This window comes from Hyalangium ruber (assembly GCF_034259325.1).
Classification (GTDB): Bacteria; Myxococcota; Myxococcia; order Myxococcales; family Myxococcaceae; genus Hyalangium_A; species Hyalangium_A rubrum.
In genome coordinates this window covers 160195-178599 of record NZ_JAXIVS010000013.1, presented here as the reverse complement: position 1 = coordinate 178599, position 18405 = coordinate 160195, and the positions used below count along the sequence as shown (strand labels likewise).

Here is an 18405-nt window from a genome sequence, read left to right as displayed (position 1 = left end):
CGCGTCGCAGGAGGCCCGGCCATGCCCTTGAAGTACCTACTCTCCGACGAGCAGATCCCCCGCCACTGGTACAACATCATCCCGGATCTGCCCTCCCCTCCGGCGCCCGTGCTGCACCCGGGCACGCTCCAGCCCGTGAAGCCGGACGACCTGGCGCCGCTGTTCCCCATGGCCCTCATCGAGCAGGAGATGAGCGCCCAGCGCGAGGTCCCCATCCCCGAGGAGGTGCGCGCCGCGCTGGCCCGCTGGCGGCCCTCGCCGCTGTTCCGCGCCCGCGCCCTGGAGCAGCAGCTCGGCACGCGCTCCCACATCTATTACAAGTATGAGGGCGTCTCGCCCGCGGGCAGCCACAAGCCCAACACGGCGGTGCCCCAGGCCTTCTACAACGCGAAGGCGGGCGTGCGGCGGCTGGCTACGGAAACAGGCGCCGGTCAGTGGGGCAGCTCGCTGGCCTTCGCGGGCCAGCTCTTCGGGCTCGCCGTCACCGTATATATGGTGAAGATCAGCTACGAGCAGAAGCCCTACCGGCGCTCGCTGATGCGCACCTGGGGCGCCGAGGTGTTCGCCTCGCCCACGGACAAGACGAACGCCGGCCGAGGCATCCTCCAGAAGGATCCGCGCAGCCAGGGCTCGCTGGGCATCGCCATCTCCGAGGCGGTGGAGGACGCGGCCACCCACGAGGACACGAAGTACGCGCTGGGCTCGGTGCTCAACCACGTGTGCCTGCACCAGACGGTAGTGGGGCTGGAGGCCCAGGAGCAGATGAAGCTCGCGGGCGAGTACCCGGACGTCGTCATCGGCTGCCACGGCGGCGGCAGCAACTTCGCCGGCCTCGCCTTCCCCTTCGCGCGCGACAAGATGCACGGCAGGCAGGTGCGGTTGGTGGCCGCCGAGCCCACCAGTTGCCCCACGCTCACCCGGGGCGTGTACACCTACGACTTCGGCGACACGGCGAAGATGACGCCGCTGATGAAGATGCACACGCTGGGGCATGACTTCATGCCGCCGGGCATCCACGCGGGCGGCCTGCGCTACCACGGCGCCAGCCCCCTGGTGTCCCAGCTGGTGGCTTCGGGACTCGCCGAGGGCGTCGCCTTCCCCCAGAAGGGCTGCTTCGAGGCGGCCCTGCTCTTCGCCAAGGCGGAGGGCATCCTGCCCGCTCCGGAGAGCTCGCACGCCATCAAGGCCGCCATCGAGGAGGCGCGCCGGGCCGACCAGGAGGGCCGCGAGCGCGTCATCCTCTTCAACCTCTCGGGGCACGGGCACTTCGATCTGGCCGCGTATGACCAGTACCTCGCCGGACAGCTCGAGGACTTCGAGTACCCGCGCGAAGCCATCGAGCGCTCGATGGCCGCGCTGCCCAAGATCGGCGCCTGAGTCCCCTTACGGGTCGAGGTGGGTCGTGAGGAAGTCCAGGGCCTCCTGATCGTAGGTGACCTTGGCGTCCACGTCGGCCTGGGTGAAGGAGCCGCCGGTGGTGAAGGCCTCGTCGAAGCTGTGGCGGACGCTGGAGGGATAGGCGTCCGCCACCGACGCGTCCGAGAGGGCGAGCTGCTTCGCCTTCACCATGCGGCGGTCACGGCAGTTGGTGAGCAGCGAGTCCGAGGTGCCCATGACGAGGCGGAACGGCACGTTGGGGATCCAGGTGCTGTTGGCCACGGTGCCGGTGAGGCTGAGCCCGCCGTAATTGCGCTCCGCGCTCAGGTCCGTGGCGCCGTTGTCTGCGTCGCGGGTCTCCAGGCCGCAGCCCGGATAGAAGGCGTAGCCCACCTTGAAGGGCTTGGCGCCGTTGTAGAGCGGCGCCGGGCCCGTCAGGGTCTGCGAGCCGCTGGTCCAGGTGTTGGAGTGAGCCAGCAGGGCCATGAGGGTGCTGCCTCCATGGGACCAGCCGAGCACGCCCACGCGGTTGGTGTCGATGCCGGGCACGGTGGCGAGGAACTGCCGGGCCGCGAGCGCGTCCTGGGGACGCTGTGTCGTCTCCTCGACGCCGAGCGTGTGGAGCACGTCATCGCCCGGGTAGCCGCTTCCTTCCTTGCAGATGCCCTTGGTGATGGTGACGGTGGTGGGCGTGCCGTTGCGGGTGACCGTTACGTCCGAGCCGTCCGAGAGCCCTCGCGTGGTCAGGCTGTCCACGAGGAGCACGGCCATGCCGGCGTCCATGGCGCGCTGGGCCCAGCCCTGCTGCGAGGCGGTCGTGCTGGCGTTGTCGAAGACGCGCTTGATCTCGCCCGAGGCGTTGAAGAGCCCCGCGCAGCCGTGGAGCATCACCACCGCGGGCACCTTGTCCTCGGCCGGTGTCTCCGGATCCGTGGGCGTGCCCGTCGGCAGGTACAGGTAGCCGTCGAGGGTGTAGCCGAGCGCCCCGTTCGGGATGCTCACGGCGATGCGCTGGCCCGTGGGCCACGGGTCGACGACCACGGAGGACTGGGACCGCGAGAGCTCCGGGTCGGGAGCGGCGAGCTCGGGACCACAGGCCGACATCGAGCACAGCAGGGAGAAGCAGAGGGTGGTGCGGGACAAGAACATGGTGCGCCTCTGGGAAGATCCCCCCTTCATGGGGGCGGTCTGCCGGAAGAACGAACCCGGCAAAAGATCTTCCCGGCGATCGTCAGAGAAGCCACCGCGCATTTGTGACAGGGACTTCAGTTGGCCTGACGCGGCGCGTCGACAGAGAGGCTCCTCAGGATCTCGGCCGTCTTGGCATCCGCGGGGAAGAAGGACTCGATCGCCAGCTCCGAGAGGGTGATGTCGGTCGGCGTGCCGAAGACCGTGATGGTGCTGATGAGCGACAGCACCCCGTGCGGCGTCTGGAGACGCATCGGCAGGACCACCCCCGCGTAGTCCGGCTCCCGGGCGAACTTCTGGGAGGTGTCGCCATGCGCGCCATATCCGCGGAGTTCGTCATAGAGCGCGGCGAGCGTCGCATCGGCGGTGAGTTCCACCTGCCGGTGCAACCGTGTGAGCACGTGGTGCCGCCACTGCTCCAGGTTGACGATGCGAGGCGCCAGCCCCGAGGGGTGCAGGCTGAGCCGCAAGACATTGAGCGGAGGCTGGAGCATCTCCGGCGCGATCCCCACGAGGAGCGCCCCCACCGCGCGATTGGCGGCGAGCAGCGTCCAGTGCCGATCCACGGCCAGCGCCGGATAGGGCTCATGCCCGGCGAGCACCAGGTCTACCGCCTGCCGTGAGGCCTGGAGCGCCGGATCATCCAGGCTCCGCTCCGCGTAGACCGGCGCAAACCCGGCGGCCACCAGCAGCGTGTTGCGGTCACGCAGGGGAATGTCGAGCTCCTCGGCGAGCAGCAGCACCATCTCCCGGCTCGGCTGGGAGCGGCCCGTCTCCAGGAAGCTCACGTGCCGGGCGGACACCTCCGCGCGACACGCCAGATCGAGCTGGCTGATGCTGCGGCGCTGGCGCCACATGCGCAGCAGCTCTCCCACGGGGCGGCTCTGAGTCGTCATGCCTCGGAAGATAGAGGCGCGAGGTCATCCCACCAATTACCTCGGACGTAATCGACTCCAGACGGGCCGGCGCGCATCTTGTGTCTCACGCAACGGACGCCGGAAGCGCCGTCGCGCTCACCTCTCTCATTGGAGAACACCCGTTATGAGCACCCTGACCGCTTCGTGGAACCTGCTGCGCCGTGTCCTGCTGGCCGACGGAGTCATCAGTGGCAGCACTGGGCTCCTGATGCTGCTCGCCGCCAGCCCCCTGGGCGGGCTGCTCGGGCTGAACGTGGACCTGCTGCGCATCGCCGGCCTCAGCCTGCTGCCCTTCGCTGCCTTCCTGGTGTACCTCGCCGCGCGGGGCAACATCTCGCGCCGCGTCGTCTGGGCGATCGTCGTCCTCAACCTGCTGTGGGTCATCGACAGCGTGCTGCTGATGGTGAGCGGCTGGGCCGAGCCCACGACCCTGGGCTACCTCTTCACCTCGTTCCAGGCGCTCGCGGTGGCCGCCTTCGCCGGGCTGCAGTACGTCGGGCTGCGGCGCTCGGCCCCTGCTCTCGTCCCTAGCGCGGGATGAAGAGCGCCATCGACAGGCTGTCCACGAACGTGCCGTCGTCCGCGCGGACCAGGCCTCGGCGCGTTCCCTCCACCACGAAGCCCAGCGCGCGGTAGAGCTCGACGGCCTTCAGGTTGTCGGCTCTCACCCCCAGCTCCACCTTCCGCACGCCGCCTCCGTCCGCGTCCCGGTGCGAGCGTGCCCAGGCCAGAAGGTGTTCGATCATCGCCCGGCCGATGCCGAGGCCCTGGGCTCCCGGGAGTACGCCGATGCCCAGCACGCCCACGTGGTTCACCATGCGGAACCGGAGCCGAAGGATCGACGCCTCGCCCACCACCCTGCCCTCCAGCTCCGCCACGAGCTGGCACGCCGAGCCATCCGTCGCCGCGAGCCCCGCGCGCACCTGAACATCCGCGTAGGAGGCCACATCCCCGGGCAGCTCGTCCTCGTGCTTCACGACGCCGTGCCGGGCGCGGACGATGGCCCGCTCGAGCTCGAACAGCCCGACGAAGTCCTCGGGCGCGGCAGGGCGGATGAGGCAGTTGCGGCCATCCCGAAGGGTGACCTCGACAGGTGGGGGCAGGGCGAGCATCCCCCACGAGTCTAGCGGCAGGCGACGTGACAGGCCCCTGCAATGGAAGGCGCCGCTCCGCGTAGGGAAGAGGCACCCTCTTCCTTGGAGCCCTCTCAATGCGCTCGATGTTCGCCCCGACCCTGGCCCTCGTCAGCCTCCTGGCCCTGCCTGCCCTGGCCGATGACACCGACAAGAAGGAGCCGGAGCCCAAGGTGCGCTGCGCCATCCACTCCAAGAACGGGAGCCGCGCCGTTCAAGGCTCGGATCTGATCGTGAAGGCCGGTGAGAAAATCAAGGACGCGGTCGCCATCGACGGCAACATCACCATCCGCAAGGGCGCCGTGGTGGAGGACGTCGTCGTCATCCAGGGCAAGGTCACCATCGAGGAGGGCGCCGAGGTGAAGGGAGATGTGATCGCCCTGGGCGGAGACTTGGTCCTCAAGGGCAAGGCCCGGGTGGACGGAGACGTGGTGGCGCTGGGGGGCTCGCTCCGCATGGACGAGGACGCCAGCGTGGGGGGCAAGCAGTCCAGCCTCAGCATCAACCTCAACGGCAAGGATCTCGCGAGGAGCTTCGTGGACAAAGCCCTCGAGAACTCCGACTGCCGCCTCTCCTTCGGAGATGACGAGAAGGAGTAGCCTCCGCTCGCCGGGACGCCCCCTTCCAGGGCAACCGGGCCCCCCGGAACCCGTTGGGTTGTTCTCTGGTAGGGGATGGCGCCGTTTACGGCTATCGTCCGCGCACCTTTATCAAGGAGGCCGGCGATTCGTATCGGCGTTCCACGTGAGATCCTCCCGGGCGAGCGGCGCGTGGCCGCCACGCCCGAGTCCACCCGCAAGCTGCGCGACCTCGGCTTCGAGGTGCAGATCGAGAAGGGCGCGGGCACCGACTCGGGCCTCACCGATGCCGCCTACGTCGAGGCGGGCGCCACCCTGGCGGACTCGCCCGAGGCCTTGTGGCAGGCGGCCGATGTCATCGTGAAGGTGCGGCCCCCTACCCCGGATGAGGCTCAGCGGGCCCGCCCCGGCACCACGCTCATCTCGCTGCTCCAGCCAGAGCGCAACCCGGAGCTGCCTCCCGTCCTCCAGTCGCTCAAGCTCTCCGCCGTTGCCCTGGAGCGCATCCCGCGCATCAGCCGCGCCCAGAAGATGGACGTGCTCAGCTCCATGGCGAACCTCGCCGGGTACCGGGCCGTCATCGAAGCGGCCCAGCACTACCAGGGCTTCTTCGGTCCGCAGATCACCGCCGCCGGCGCCACGCCTCCGGCCCGCGTGCTCATCATCGGCGCGGGAGTCGCGGGCCTGGCCGCCATCGCCGCCGCCAAGGCCCTGGGCGCCGAGGTCCGCGCCTTCGACGTCCGCGCCGCCGCGCGCGAGCAGATCGAGAGCCTGGGCGCCACCTTCCTCCAGGTCGACATCCAGGAGAGCGGCGAGGGCGGAGGCGGCTACGCCAAGACGATGAGCAAGGAGTTCATCGAGGCGGAGATGGCCCTGTTCCGCAAGCAGGCCGCCGAGGTGGACGTCATCATCACCACCGCCCTGGTGCCCGGCACCCGCGCGCCGATCCTGCTGCCCCGGGACGTGGTGGAGAAGCTCAAGCCCGGCTCCATCGTGGTGGACATGGCCGCCGAGCAGGGCGGCAACTGCGAGCTGTGCAAGCCCGGGGAGATCGTCGACTTCAACGGGGTGAAGATCATCGGCTTCACGGATCTGGCCAGCCGCATGGCCGGCACCGCCAGCCGCTTCTTCGCCAACAACATCGTCCACCTCATCACCGAGATGGGAGCCGGTGAGAAGTTCCGCGTGGACCTGGAGAGCGACGTGGTGCGCCCGGCGCTGCTCACCTACGGAGGCGAGCTGCTGCCGCCGCCGCCGCGCAAGGAGCCCTCCCCCGCTCCCGCGCCGAAGCCGGCCCCCAAGCCGCCGCCCGTGGACGCCAAGCCCCAGCAGCACGCCATCATGGCCCCCACCAACCGCGCCTGGGGCACCACGGTTGGCGGCCTGGGAGTCATCGCCCTGCTCTTCGTCCTGGGCCGCTTCGCCCCCGCCGATTTCCTCAAGCACTTCACCGTCTTCATCCTGGCGTGCTTCGTCGGCTGGCAGGTCGTCTGGAGCGTCACCCCCGCGCTGCACACGCCCCTGATGAGCGTCACCAACGCCATCAGCGGCATCATCATCATCGGCGGCATGCTCCAGATCGGAGGCGGCGAGATTGATCTCGCCTCCATCCTGGGCGCGCTCGCCGTGCTCGTGGCCGCCATCAACATCTGCGGCGGCTTCTTCGTGACTCAACGCATGCTCAAGATGTTCCGCCGCAACCCCGGAGGTGGCGCATGAACGGCGTCACCACCGTCGCCTATCTGATGTCGGGCGTCCTCTTCATCCGCAGCCTCGGCGGCCTGTCCAAGCAGGAGACCGCGGCGCGCGGCAACCTCTACGGCATGCTCGGCATGGCGCTCGCCGTGGCCGTGGCCGGCGTTACCTGGTTCATGACGGGCGCCGGCGCCGTGGGCCCCGGCATGGCCCTGCTCATCGGCTCGGTGGTCGTCGGCGGGGCCGTGGGCGTCGTGCTCGCGCGCCGCGTCGAGATGACCGGCATGCCGGAGCTGGTCGCCATCCTCCACAGCTTCGTCGGCCTGGCCGCCGTGCTGGTGGGCATCTCCTCCTATCTGGCCCCCCGCTCGGAGCACGCGGCGGTGGCCGGCGGGGGCGCGGCCCACGTCGTCGCCATGGTGGAGATCTGGGTGGGCGTGGCCGTGGGCGCGCTCACCTTCACGGGCTCCATCATCGCCTGGGCCAAGCTGCGCGGCACCCTCTCCGGCAAGCCGCTGCTGTTGCCGGGCCGGCACCTGCTCAACGCCGGCATCGCGGCGGGCATCATCGGGCTGGCGGTGCCCTTCGTGAACGCTTCGGGCCCCGGCCAGGGCCTCATCTGGCTGCTGCTCATGACGGTGCTGGCGGGCGCGCTAGGCATCCACCTGGTGATGGCCATCGGCGGCGCGGACATGCCCGTGGTGGTGTCGCTGCTCAACAGCTACTCGGGGTGGGCGGCGGCGGCGGCGGGCTTCGTGCTCGCCAACGACCTGCTCATCGTCACCGGAGCCCTGGTGGGCGCCAGCGGCGCCATCCTCTCCATCATCATGTGCCGGGCGATGAACCGCTCCATCCTCAACGTGGTGTTCGGCGGCTTCGGCACCGGCGACGTGAAGCCCTCCGAGGGTCCCCGCTCCGGCGAGGTGCGTGAGCTGTCCGTCGACGAGACGGCGGCCCGGCTGCGCACGGCCAAGAGCGTCATCATCGTGCCGGGCTACGGCATGGCGGTGGCGCGCGCGCAGAACGCCGTGCAGGAACTCACCCGCGCGCTGCGCGAGCAGGGCGTCACCGTGCGCTTCGCCATCCACCCGGTGGCCGGCCGGCTCCCGGGGCACATGAACGTGCTGCTGGCCGAGGCGGGCGTCCCCTACGACGTCGTGCTGGAGATGGAGCACATCAACCACGACTTCACGAGCACCGACGCGGTGCTCGTCATCGGCGCCAACGACATCGTCAACCCAGGCGCGCTGGATGATGCCTCCAGCCCCATCTACGGGATGCCGGTGCTGGAGGTGTGGAAGAGCAAGCTCGTGGTGGTGCTCAAGCGCGGCATGGCCGCCGGCTACGCGGGCGTGGACAACCCGCTGTTCCTCCTGGACAACACGCGCATGCTCTTCGGCGATGCGCGCAAGTCCATCGAGGCGCTGCTGACGGCGGTCCGCAAGTAGCGAACCGCCGGCGCGGGGGGCGTCTCAGCCCTCCGCGTCCTCGGGATCCGGGTACTCCTCCAGATCCTCGTCGGCCTCCTCCTCCACGGGCTCGGCGTGGCGCTTGTTCTGCCCGCCGCCCTTCTTCCCCGGGGCCGTCTCCGTCTCGGGAGAGACCACGTACCACTGGCGGCCCTGCTGCTGGCGCTTGAGCAGCCCCTCCTGCTCCATCGCCGCGAGCAGTCGCGCGAAGGTGGGGAAGCCGTGGTCTCGCTCGTCGAAGTCCGGCTCCTTGCGGACGATGGTCTCCTTGATGAGCGAGGGGTTGAGGGGGCCCGTCGCTCCGCCCAGCAGGCGCTTCACCACCGAGCGGGCGATGTCCGGCACCTTCGGCTGGCTCTTCTGCTTGCCCGTGGGGGCCTCGCGCTCACCGCCCTTGTCCTTGTCATGCCCCTTGGCGCGGTGGCCGCGCCCGCCCTGCGAGGGCTCCTCGGCGCTGACGGAGTCCTTCTCGGGCCTCTCCCCGCGAGACTCCCGGGAGCGCAGGTAGAGGAACTCGTCGCACGCCTTCACGAAGAGGGGCGAGGTGGAGCCCTTCACGGCCAGCCCGATCACGGTGCGGCCGTTCTCGCGCAGCTTGTAGGCCAGCGGGCAGAAGTCGCTGTCGCCCGAGCCGATGACGAAGGTGTCGATGTGCTCGCGCGCGTAGCACAGCTCCAGCGCGTCGATGACCAGGCGCATGTCCGCGCCGTTCTTGCCCGCCCGCGTGGAGGGCGGCACGTCGATCAGCTCCACACCGTGCTCGTGCAGGCGCGCCTTGGCATCCCCGAAGCGGGACCAGTCGCAGTAGGCGCGGCGGAACACCACCTTGCCCTTCTCCAGCAATCGGTCGATCGAGGGCTGCAGATCGAAGCCCTTGGAGCTGATGCCGGTGTTGGTGACCAGGTTCTCGAAGTCGAGGAACAGAGCGATGCGGTGATCTTTATGTCCGTTCATGAAACACCACCCTAACCTCTTCCTCGCCGCCACCACAGCCATACTCCGCCCAGCAGCACGAAGATCAGGCTGCTCGCTACCAGGGCGGTGATGGCCACGGGGCTCGCGTCGAGCACCGAACTGGCCCCGAAGCCCGCCGCGTCGACCGTGAGCGGCAGCTTCAGCGTGGACATCACCTGCTCCCCGAAGTCGCGCGCGACGGCCAGGTACTGCTTGTGGGTATTGAAGGAGATGATGGTGAGCGAGTCCCGCGAGGGCACCAGGTAGGCCACGCCGCTGGCCACGTTCTCCTGGGGATCCCCAGCCTTGAGCTCCGTGGAATATTCCCACCGGGCCACGGGAATCTCTCCGATGCGCTGGAGCGTGTACGGCGCGTCCTCGCCCCCGGCGAGCCGAGGAGCGGTGCCGAAGTCCTCGGCCAGCCGCGCCATCGTCGCCTCGATGAAGCCGCGAAGCTGCTGCTCGCGCATCTGGCCGATTCCCGGCCGGGAGATGCTCGACGCGGTCAGCATGACCATCGCCTCGCCCTGCCGCAGCACCGCCAGGGCCTGGAGGCTCTTCTCCACACTCGGAGCCGTGGAGGAGCCCCGGGAGGGAATCCCCTCACAGGCCTCGGGATCGTACAGGTTCTCGGGCACCACGACGCAGGTGATGCCCGCCTTCACCTGGAAGCCCAGCGAGAGCCCGGTCTGGGGGTCCACGACATGGGACTGGGCGGACGGAGCGGACTGCGCGAGCGCCTGGGAAGCCAGGAGAAAGAGCAGGAGTTGCGCGAGGATGCGGGCACTCACCGGCGGGATCATCGGCCCACCATAGCCCGATAGATTCTTTTCGCGACTGGTGCGTTGATGGCCGGGAAGGCCTCGGATTCCGGAGGAGAGACCCCGCCGTGTACGCCCCTCAACGTCTGCTGTTGCTCGCCGCCTTCCTGCTGCCGGTGCTCGCCTCGGCCCAGGGTTTGCTTCTGCCCACCTCGCCCAACGCGCGGCCCCTGGCCATCAAGAGCCAGCGCGTGAGCGTGGAGATCCACGACGGCACGGCCGTCACCCGCGTCGAGCAGGTGTTCCAGAACGACGGGCCCTCCCAGCTGGAGGCGCACTACATCTTCCCGCTGCCCAAGGGCGCGGCGCTCTCTGAGTTCTACCTGTGGGTCAACGGGCAGAAGACCAAGGGCGAGGTGCTGGAGAAGGAGAAGGCCACCACCATCTACGAGGGCATCGTCCGGCGCCTGGCGGACCCGGGCCTGCTCGAGTACGTGGACTCGGATGTGTTCCGGGTGCGCGTCTTCCCGGTGCCCGCGCGGGGCGAGCAGAAGATCGAGCTGGCCTTCAGCCAGGTGCTCAACTTCTCCAGCGGCCTGTACCACTACCACTACCCGCTCGGGGCCACGGCCAAGGCGCAGCCCGAGGACTGGAAGCTGGTGGGGGGCACGGCGAAGAACGACTTCACCTTCAGCGCCCGGGTGCGCTCCAAGGTGCCGCTGCGCAGCATCTACTCGCCCACGCACCAGATGGACGTGTCGCGCCGCGACGAGAACACCGCCCTGGTGGGCCTGGAGCAGGTGGGCGGCGCGGACCTGACCAAGGATCTGGACCTGTACTTCTCCGTCTCGGACAAGGCGGTGGGCCTGTCGCTGCTCACGTACAAGCAGGCGGATGAGCCCGGCTACTTCGTGGCCCTCATCGCCCCGAAGACGGAGGTGAACCCCAGCGAGGTGGCCGCCAAGCGCGTCACCTTCGTCATCGACACCTCCGGCTCCATGCAGGGCAACCGCATGCAGATCGCCAAGGACGCGCTCAAGTACTGCGTCACGCGCCTCAACCCCCAGGACACCTTCAACGTGGTGCGCTTCTCCACGGACGTGGAGCCGCTCTTCCCGGCGCTGCGTACGGCGAACAAGGAGAACATCGAGAAGGCCGTCTCCTTCGTGAACCAGCTGGAGGCCATCGGCGGCACGGCCATCGACGAGGCGCTGGTGCGCGGGCTCCAGGACAACGACGGCAAGTCCCCCACCCCGCACCTGCTGCTGTTCATCACCGATGGCCTGCCGACGATTGGCGACACGGACGAGAACACCATCGCCCAGCACGCCCGCGAGGCGCGCAAGGTGAAGACGCGCCTGTTCACCTTCGGCGTCGGCGAGGACCTGAACGCGCGGCTGCTGGATCGCCTCTCGGCCGAGGGCACCGGCACCTCGGACTTCGTGCGCGACGGCAAGGAGTTCGAGACGAAGATCTCCAGCTTCTACGACAAGGTGAGCCACCCGGTGCTCTCGGACCTGGCGCTGGAGATGGCCTCCATCGACGCGTATGACTTGTACCCGCGCAAGCTGCCGGACCTGTTCAAGGGCACGCAGCTGGTGGTGATGGGCCGCTACCGCAAGTCCGGCGACGCCAAGGTGGTGCTCACCGGCTACGTGAACGGCGAGAAGCGCACCTTCGACTACGGCACCACCGCGCCCAAGGTGGACACGAGCGACGACTTCATCCCCCGGCTGTGGGCCATCCGCAAGGTGGGCTTCCTGCTGGAGGAGATCCGCCTGCGCGGCGAGAAGCCCGAGCTGCGCGACGAGGTCATCACCCTGGGCAAGAAGTTCGGCATCGTCACCCCGTACACCAGCTACCTGGTCATCGAGGACACGCCGGTGGTGACCAACGCCCCGCCGCCGCCGCCGGTCATGCGGCCGTGGGATGACCGGCCGGGAACGCCCCGCCCCGAGCCGAAGGGTGCGCCGATGCAGGAGTCGGCGGCGGACGAGGACTTCAACGGCGTCCTCAGCGGAATGACCCGGGGAGGCGGGAGTGCGAGCGCTCCCGCGGCGGCCCCGGCCCCAGCCGAGTCCTTGTCGAAGGCCGAGGGCAAGAGCGGCGTGGCCGTCTCGCGCGCCATGAAGAAGATGAAGGAGCAGGAGCGCGGGCCGTCGGCGAGCGAGCCGGTGCGGGTGGCCTCGGGCCGGACGTTCATCTTCCGGGACGGCGGCTGGATCGACTCCGAGGCCCTTACCAGCCCAGGCAAGCAGTTCAAGGTGAAATTCCTCTCCAAGGCCTACTTTGCACTACTCCGGGAGCGGCCCGAGCTGAAGGCAGCGCTGGCCCTGGGAGAGCGGGTGGTGGTGCGGGTGGCCAAGGACAAGAGCGTCATCATCGGCCCGGACGGGGAGGAGGGCGCCGACAAGCTGCAGGCCTTCCTGAGGTAACCTACGCTATAGGGGGGTCCAGCTGGGAGGCGCCCGATGTCGGAGAAGCGGAGGCACCGAAGATTCAAGAAGCGGTACACGGTCCGGTTTGGCACGGAGGACCTGTCGCAGTCCGGCTTCACCGGTGACATCTCCAAGGGCGGCGCCTTCATCGTCTCGAACCACCTGGTTCCGCTCGACACGCGCCTCCACCTCCAGGTGCAGGGGGATGACGGCAACTTCGCGCTGTTCGAGGGCATCGTTCAGCGGCACCGGATGGTGCCGCCCGAGCTGAGGCAGGTGGAGGACGGCGGCTTCGGGGTGCGCTTCCTGTACCCGGGCGAGGTGATCGCCGACATGGTGGACACGGGCAAGCCCTCCTTCGAGCTGCACTTCGCCTCGGCCCAGCAACTTCGAGATACCTATGAGCGGGAGCTGCGAACGGGGGGCACGTTCGTGGCGACGGACAAGGTGCTGCGCATCCAGGACAAGGTGCAGATCAGCCTCTGCCTGGACTTCGCGGGCGAGACGCTGGAGCACGAGGCCACGGTGGTCTACATCACCCTGCCCCAGGGCTCCGGCCGCGCGGGGGCCTCTGTCGTGTTCACCGACAAGCAGTCGTTGGAGGAGCGGCTCAAGCCCTACCTCCAGGCGTCGCCGGTTCCCGAGGTCCGGTAGCCGCCCCGCTCACCGCGCGTTGGGCATGGACTCGAAGGGCCAGGGGCGTGTCGCGACGGGCGCGTGTTGCCCTTGTCCAGCCGGGGGAGCCAGCCACAGATCCGCGAGCTGCTGCGCGATCCGCCACGGCTCTCCACCGGCGCGGTTCGTCAGGACGATGACCGTGAGCCGCTGCGCCGGGTACTTCACAATCGCGTTGGTGAAGCCACTGGTCTCACCGTGGTGCGAGAGGCGCACCCTCCCCTCGTCCTCATCGATGAACCACCCGAAGCCGTAACGCGCGGACGTGTCCCCCGGCAGCATCGCTGGCGTCCACGCGAGCTTCTGGGTGGCCTCGGAGACGAGCGTGTGCGCGTCCAGCGCGGCATCCCACGCGACCAACTCCGCCACGGAGGAGTAAATGCCCCCATCTCCCAGCACGGCGCTGGTGGGGCTCTGGTCTCGGGGCCGGAAGCCATCCCCATCGGCCACATAGCCATAGGCGCGCCGCGCCACCGTGGACACGCCCTCCTCGTGCGCCACCGTCGAGCGCATGCCGAGCGGCGTGAAGACCTGCTCGCTCAGAAAACGGGAGAAGGGCATCCCGCCCACCTGCTCCACGATGAGCGCCAGCACCGCGTACCCGGAGTTGCTGTAGCGCACCGAAGTCCCTGGAGGGAAATACGTGCGGTCCGCGCGCGTGAGCAGCGCCAGGACGTCGCGATCCTTCACCTGCTCGGGCTGGGTGGCCGGGACGAAGGCCTCGTAGTCCCAGATGCCGGAGGTGTGCTGGAGCAGGTGCCGGATGCGGACCTCGCCCAGATACGCCGGGAAGCCCGGGAGCACATCGACCACGCGATCGTCGTACTGGAGCCGACCCTGCTGGATCAGGAGCATGATGGCGGTGGCCGTGAACTGCTTGGTGAGCGAGGCGAGCCGATACTGAGTCTCCGGCGTGGCGGGGGTGCGTGCCGAGAGGTCCGCCAGTCCATAGGCGCGACTGAGCACCACCCTGCCCTCGTGAATCACGACGACACTGGCACCCGGATGATCCGGGTTGTCATAGGCGGCGAAGAGCGGATCCACGGTGGAGCTCCCCCGGGTACTCGAAGTGACGCCGGTGCATCCGATCAGCAAGCAGGCGGTGGCGAAAAAGGCGACTTTCGCGTGAACGGGAGCGGGCATGGAAACCACATCGATACAGCAGTCCCCATGCCCGCGGGTAGCAGCATCCGCGCGTCAGCCGACAGGGGTCCGCACGAGGGCCCCACCCCCTACCGCGCCACCCGCTGGCCCTCCCCGGGCGAGCACACCGTGGTCATGGAGTACTACGAGAGCGAGGGAGGGGCCGTGGCGACGCTCCACTGGGCGCACCGCTTCTGAGCAGCCTTGGCGCCTCACTTTTAATAGGATGAGGCTCTTTCAAGGCATGTTCCCTGTCGCTCTCGGCATTCGCACCATGACCGCTCGCACCGAAAACCTGAATGTCGTTGGCTTCGACCACATGCCCTCGCCCGCCGAGATCAAGGCGCGCGTACCGCTCACCGAACGCGCGTCCCAGGCGGTCCTCTCCGGCCGCCGCGCGCTGATGGACATCCTGGACCGCAAGGATCCGCGCCTCTTCGTCATCGTCGGCCCATGCTCCATCCACGATCCCGTGGCGGGCCTCGACTACGCGCGCCGGCTGCGCGCCCTCGCCGACGAGGTGAAGGAGACGATCCACGTGGTGATGCGGGTGTATTTCGAGAAGCCGCGCACCTCCACGGGCTGGAAGGGCTTCATCAACGACCCGCGGATGGACGACTCCTTCCACATCGAGGAGGGCATGGAGCGCGGCCGCCGCTTCCTGCTGGACGTGGCCGAGCTTGGCCTGCCGGCGGCCACCGAGGCGCTCGACCCCATCGCGCCGCAGTACTACGGCGATCTGATCTCCTGGACCGCGATCGGCGCGCGCACGGCGGAGTCCCAGACGCACCGCGAGATGGCCTCGGGGCTCTCGACGCCGGTGGGATTCAAGAACAGCACCGACGGCTCGCTGGAGGCGGCGGTCAACGGCATCCTCTCCGCGTCCCGCAAGCACAGCTTCCTGGGGCTCAACGAGAACGGCGTGTCCTCGATCATCCGCACGGGCGGCAACGCCTACGGCCACCTGGTGCTTCGAGGGGGAGGCGGGCGGCCCAACTACGACACGGTGTCGATCGCGCTCGCCGAGCAGGCGCTCGCCAAGGCGAAGCTGCCAGGCAACATCGTGGTCGACTGCTCGCACTCCAACTCCTGGAAGAAGCCGGAGCTGCAGCCGCTGGTGATGCGGGACGTGATGCACCAGCTCCGCGAGGGCAACCGCTCGGTGGTGGGCCTGATGGTCGAGAGCTTCCTCGAGGCGGGCAACCAGCCGATCCCCGCCGACCTGTCGCAGCTGCGCTACGGCTGCTCGGTGACGGACGCCTGCGTGGGCTGGGACACCACCGTGGACATGCTGCGGCGCGCCCACCAGATGCTGCGCGAGGCGGCGCGCGTGAAGAGCTGAGGCGGACGCCCCGCCGCCTCAGGGGTTGTAGCCGACCGAGCAGCTGCCGGTCGCGCCGCAGCCACCTTCCGCGTAGGGCGACACCGTGCCGCCCTTCATGTTCCAGTTCACGTTGTTGGCCGCGGTGCCGGGGTTCTCCACGTTCGGCGCCCCGATCAGGCTCTCCGAGCTGGCCCCGAACAGCCCTTTGATGTTGTCGCCGAACAACGTGACGATCCCGATGGCGCCGATGCCGACGAGGAAGATGATGATGATGACTTCCGTCAGGCTCTGGCCCGAGGAACGACGCTGGCGCTTGGGCATGGGGAGGCTCATGGAAGGCTCCTTATACCGGATTTCACTGCCATTATAGCCGATCCGGGGCGGATTGCTCCCTACTTGTCAGATTTAATCCCCCATGGGGGCGCCCAGGCCCGAGATTACGGGCGGTCCGAGAGGGCGACCGAGAACGGGTGCCGGTCGTTGCTCCTGAGGTCCGGATCATACGTCCCCGTCGGAACGACGGTCACGATGAGGGTCCGGCGCTGATCGGCTGCGAACTCGAGCGGCTTCGGACCGGACGCGAGATCGAGGATCTCTCCATCGGAGTCCGGCGTCAGCCCGGGCACGGCCTGGACCACGAAGCGGCGCCGCACGTCGTTCGGGGCCTGTAGGGACACGTAGACCGCCTCGGGAGTGCTCGCGCCCGCCGACAGCTCGATGTAGCTCGTGCCCAGCATCATCGGCGCGTTCTCGGTGATGCTAATCGTCCCGGGCGCGGCCTCCTGCTGGGCCGCCAGCGTGAGCTTCGCCGCCTTGAGGTTGTCCAGGCCGTCCTTGAAGTGCCGGAAGTGGCGGTCATCGACGTGATCGCCCGTGTACCAGCGCCACCGCGAAAACTCCGGAACGGTCTGGACGTAGCTCGAGCCCTGCGAGCTCAGCAACCCGTCGATCGCATCCGCGAAGTCCGGATCATTGAGCGTCTGATCGTCCTGCGCGCCTGGGGGGTTGCGAGAGGCGAGCCAGATGTCCGAGATGAAGCGCGGCTGGCCGTCGAAGAAGCGATCCTTCAGGTAGAGCAGGTACAGCGACGAGCCGTACATGTACCAGGTCTCGTATTTGTCGTAGTAGTCGAGCGCCCAATCGGGGTGGGCCTGGAAGTCGTTCAGATACGTCTTGATGTAGCGGTTGGCGTAGACCTGATCCGTGAAGACCGCCGACATCTCGAAGGTGATGGGCGACTCGTACCAGTCATCCGCGGCCTGGGAGGCGTGCGCCATCTCGTGGACGACGGTCTCCTCGAGCTCGGAGCCACCGTAGGGGCCCCAGGCATCGACGATCATGTAGCCGCGCCGGTCATCCCACGCGGTGGAGTCCTCGCCGGAGAGCGCGTTGACCAGGCAGCCGCGGTGACCCTTCCACACGAAGACGTCGAAGGCGTCATCGGGGCCGCACTCGCTCGCGTCCGTGATGGCCGGGCGCATGCCGAGCTGGTTGGCGTGATAGTCCCAGCCCTTCTCGATGTACCCGAGGACCTTCTGGGCCGTCTCCTTCTCCACCTCGCGGTAGTAATGCACCATCACCGGGTACTTCGTGGAGCGGAGGGAGTACGGGAACATCTGGTTGAAGTCGGGCCGCCCGCAGATGGGAGTCCCTTCGGCCAGGGGGTGCTTGTAATCCAGGGTGTCGTCGCTGCTGACAGCGACGACAAGCCCCAGTCCGAAACAGGTCAGCCAGAGCAGGAGCCTGAGCACGCGTGAGGCAGCAGAGCTGAGGGGGCGGAGCATGATCTCTCCCTTGAGCACGGCTTCACGCGGGCTACCTCCCTGACTCTACATGCTCTAGCGAATCTCGGCCGAGGTCAGCGTGAACGCCACGCTGACCTGCTTGCCGCTGCCCACGGACACCGCGGCCGGATGAGCCGGGCTGGTGGCGAAGCTCACCCCTTCCGGAGCGAGGATGTCCGCGGAGAAGTCCCCGGGGATGAGGAACTTGAACTGGGCCTCGAACGTGCCGTCGCCGTTGGCGTCGGTGAAGGCCACCGTCTCGGTGCTGTTGCCGGTGTTGGTGAGCGTGGCCTTGAACTGGCCCAGCGTGATCTGCTGGCCGTCCTGGCTGGGCAGGGTCACGCCCGCGCCGGCGGTCAGCGTCACCGTCACCGTGCCGCTGAAGGTGATCTCCGCGGCCTTGATGACGGGGCTCATCACCCAGCGGCCGGAGCCGCCCGCCTGACGGCCGAAGCTCTGCGCCACGTCGAAGTCCACGAGGATGACCTTCTGCTCACCCTCCACGGCGACCGGATCGGCGATCTTCACCTTGAGGCCGGAGGTGCCGTAGCTGGGCATCTGCAGCTCGCCGGCGACCTGGGCGCCCTCGGGCAGGCCCGCGTAGTCCGGAGACGAGGCGTAGATCTTCGTGGAGCCGTCCTCCTGCTCCACCTCGATGAAGGCGCCGGTGATGACGAAGCGCAGCTCTTTATAAGTGCCGGCCGGAACAGTGGCGTCCTTCACCAGGTCCGCCGTGTCATTGGCCAGGGTGATGAGATCGGTGGTCTTCGCCTCGTTCAGGAGGACGACGCGGTTGTTCTCGCCCTCGCCCAGCAGTTCGACCTCGGAGATGGTGACGACGGCGCGCTTGAAATCGCCCGGGGCGTCGGTGAGCTTGATGGTCACCTTGCTCTCGCCCCCACAGCCGATCAGGCCCAGGGTGAGGGTGAAGAGAAAGGTCGCCAGGATTTGCATGCGGTACATGTAGGT

Annotated in this window: 18 protein-coding genes; 9 read left to right on the top strand and 9 right to left on the bottom strand. The window is 68.4% G+C overall.

Going from position 1 to position 18405, the window contains the following annotated elements:
• Window positions 1-21 precede the first annotated feature (21 nt).
• The gene (locus tag SYV04_RS32020) at window positions 22-1377 is read left to right on the top strand and encodes a TrpB-like pyridoxal phosphate-dependent enzyme (protein ID WP_321549767.1); all 1356 of its coding nucleotides are present in this window, start codon (window positions 22-24) and stop codon (window positions 1375-1377) included.
• Between the two features lie 6 nt (window positions 1378-1383).
• On the opposite strand, the gene SYV04_RS32015 is transcribed toward SYV04_RS32020, so the two are convergent.
• Complete coding sequence (locus SYV04_RS32015) at window positions 1384-2526, bottom strand: dienelactone hydrolase family protein (RefSeq protein ID WP_321549766.1); 1143 nt, start codon at window positions 2524-2526, stop codon at window positions 1384-1386.
• A 116-nt stretch (window positions 2527-2642) separates the two neighbouring features.
• Window positions 2643-3461, bottom strand: a complete 819-nt coding sequence (locus SYV04_RS32010; protein WP_321549765.1) for a helix-turn-helix domain-containing protein — start codon at window positions 3459-3461, stop codon at window positions 2643-2645.
• Between the two features lie 145 nt (window positions 3462-3606).
• Here SYV04_RS32010 and SYV04_RS32005 point away from each other — a divergent pair, with 145 nt between their 5' ends.
• Complete coding sequence (locus SYV04_RS32005) at window positions 3607-4023, top strand: hypothetical protein (protein ID WP_321549764.1); 417 nt, start codon at window positions 3607-3609, stop codon at window positions 4021-4023.
• Here SYV04_RS32005 and SYV04_RS32000 read toward each other — a convergent pair.
• The gene (locus SYV04_RS32000; protein WP_321549763.1) at window positions 4010-4594 is read right to left on the bottom strand and encodes a GNAT family N-acetyltransferase; all 585 of its coding nucleotides are present in this window, start codon (window positions 4592-4594) and stop codon (window positions 4010-4012) included. The two genes, SYV04_RS32005 and SYV04_RS32000, sit on opposite strands and share 14 nt — an antisense overlap.
• 98 nt (window positions 4595-4692) lie before the next feature.
• On the opposite strand from SYV04_RS32000, the gene SYV04_RS31995 reads away from it, so the two are divergent.
• From SYV04_RS31995 to SYV04_RS31985, 3 genes are all read left to right on the top strand, one after another.
• Window positions 4693-5214, top strand: coding sequence for a polymer-forming cytoskeletal protein (locus tag SYV04_RS31995; RefSeq protein WP_321549762.1), 522 nt, complete (start codon window positions 4693-4695; stop codon window positions 5212-5214).
• A 75-nt stretch (window positions 5215-5289) separates the two neighbouring features.
• Window positions 5290-6912, top strand: a complete 1623-nt coding sequence (locus tag SYV04_RS31990; protein ID WP_321549761.1) for a Re/Si-specific NAD(P)(+) transhydrogenase subunit alpha — start codon at window positions 5290-5292, stop codon at window positions 6910-6912.
• Window positions 6909-8336: an NAD(P)(+) transhydrogenase (Re/Si-specific) subunit beta gene (locus SYV04_RS31985; protein ID WP_321549760.1), complete on the top strand. Its 1428-nt coding sequence runs from the start codon at window positions 6909-6911 to the stop codon at window positions 8334-8336. Before SYV04_RS31990 ends, SYV04_RS31985 begins: the two co-directional genes overlap by 4 nt.
• Before the next feature lie 24 nt (window positions 8337-8360).
• On the opposite strand, the gene SYV04_RS31980 is transcribed toward SYV04_RS31985, so the two are convergent.
• Both SYV04_RS31980 and SYV04_RS31975 read right to left on the bottom strand, forming a co-directional pair.
• A complete protein-coding gene (locus SYV04_RS31980) occupies window positions 8361-9311 on the bottom strand; it encodes an NYN domain-containing protein (protein WP_321549759.1) in 951 nt (316 codons plus the stop codon).
• Between the two features lie 11 nt (window positions 9312-9322).
• Window positions 9323-10114: a hypothetical protein gene (locus SYV04_RS31975; RefSeq protein WP_321549758.1), complete on the bottom strand. Its 792-nt coding sequence runs from the start codon at window positions 10112-10114 to the stop codon at window positions 9323-9325.
• 86 nt (window positions 10115-10200) lie between these two features.
• Here SYV04_RS31975 and SYV04_RS31970 point away from each other — a divergent pair, with 86 nt between their 5' ends.
• Window positions 10201-12507 carry a VIT and vWA domain-containing protein gene (locus SYV04_RS31970; protein ID WP_321549757.1) on the top strand — a complete coding sequence of 769 codons (2307 nt, stop codon included), beginning with the start codon at window positions 10201-10203 and terminating at the stop codon, window positions 12505-12507.
• 36 nt (window positions 12508-12543) lie between these two features.
• On the top strand, window positions 12544-13164 hold the full coding sequence (locus SYV04_RS31965) for a PilZ domain-containing protein (protein WP_321549756.1): 621 nt from the start codon (window positions 12544-12546) through the stop codon (window positions 13162-13164).
• A gap of 9 nt (window positions 13165-13173) precedes the next feature.
• Here SYV04_RS31965 and SYV04_RS31960 read toward each other — a convergent pair whose 3' ends face one another.
• Window positions 13174-14229, bottom strand: coding sequence for a serine hydrolase domain-containing protein (locus SYV04_RS31960; RefSeq protein ID WP_321549755.1), 1056 nt, complete (start codon window positions 14227-14229; stop codon window positions 13174-13176).
• A gap of 126 nt (window positions 14230-14355) precedes the next feature.
• Between SYV04_RS31960 and SYV04_RS31955 the strand changes: the two genes are divergently transcribed.
• Complete coding sequence (locus tag SYV04_RS31955; RefSeq protein WP_321549754.1) at window positions 14356-14526, top strand: hypothetical protein; 171 nt, start codon at window positions 14356-14358, stop codon at window positions 14524-14526.
• A 76-nt stretch (window positions 14527-14602) separates the two neighbouring features.
• Window positions 14603-15670 carry a 3-deoxy-7-phosphoheptulonate synthase gene (locus tag SYV04_RS31950; protein WP_321549902.1) on the top strand — a complete coding sequence of 356 codons (1068 nt, stop codon included), beginning with the start codon at window positions 14603-14605 and terminating at the stop codon, window positions 15668-15670.
• Window positions 15671-15688: 18 nt separating this feature from the next.
• Here SYV04_RS31950 and SYV04_RS31945 read toward each other — a convergent pair whose 3' ends face one another.
• From SYV04_RS31945 to SYV04_RS31935, 3 genes are all read right to left on the bottom strand, one after another.
• Window positions 15689-15985 carry a hypothetical protein gene (locus SYV04_RS31945; RefSeq protein WP_321549753.1) on the bottom strand — a complete coding sequence of 99 codons (297 nt, stop codon included), beginning with the start codon at window positions 15983-15985 and terminating at the stop codon, window positions 15689-15691.
• 104 nt (window positions 15986-16089) lie between these two features.
• Window positions 16090-17436: a hypothetical protein gene (locus tag SYV04_RS31940; RefSeq protein WP_321549752.1), complete on the bottom strand. Its 1347-nt coding sequence runs from the start codon at window positions 17434-17436 to the stop codon at window positions 16090-16092.
• A 54-nt stretch (window positions 17437-17490) separates the two neighbouring features.
• The gene (locus tag SYV04_RS31935; protein ID WP_321549751.1) at window positions 17491-18399 is read right to left on the bottom strand and encodes a DUF4382 domain-containing protein; all 909 of its coding nucleotides are present in this window, start codon (window positions 18397-18399) and stop codon (window positions 17491-17493) included.
• Window positions 18400-18405 lie beyond the last annotated feature (6 nt).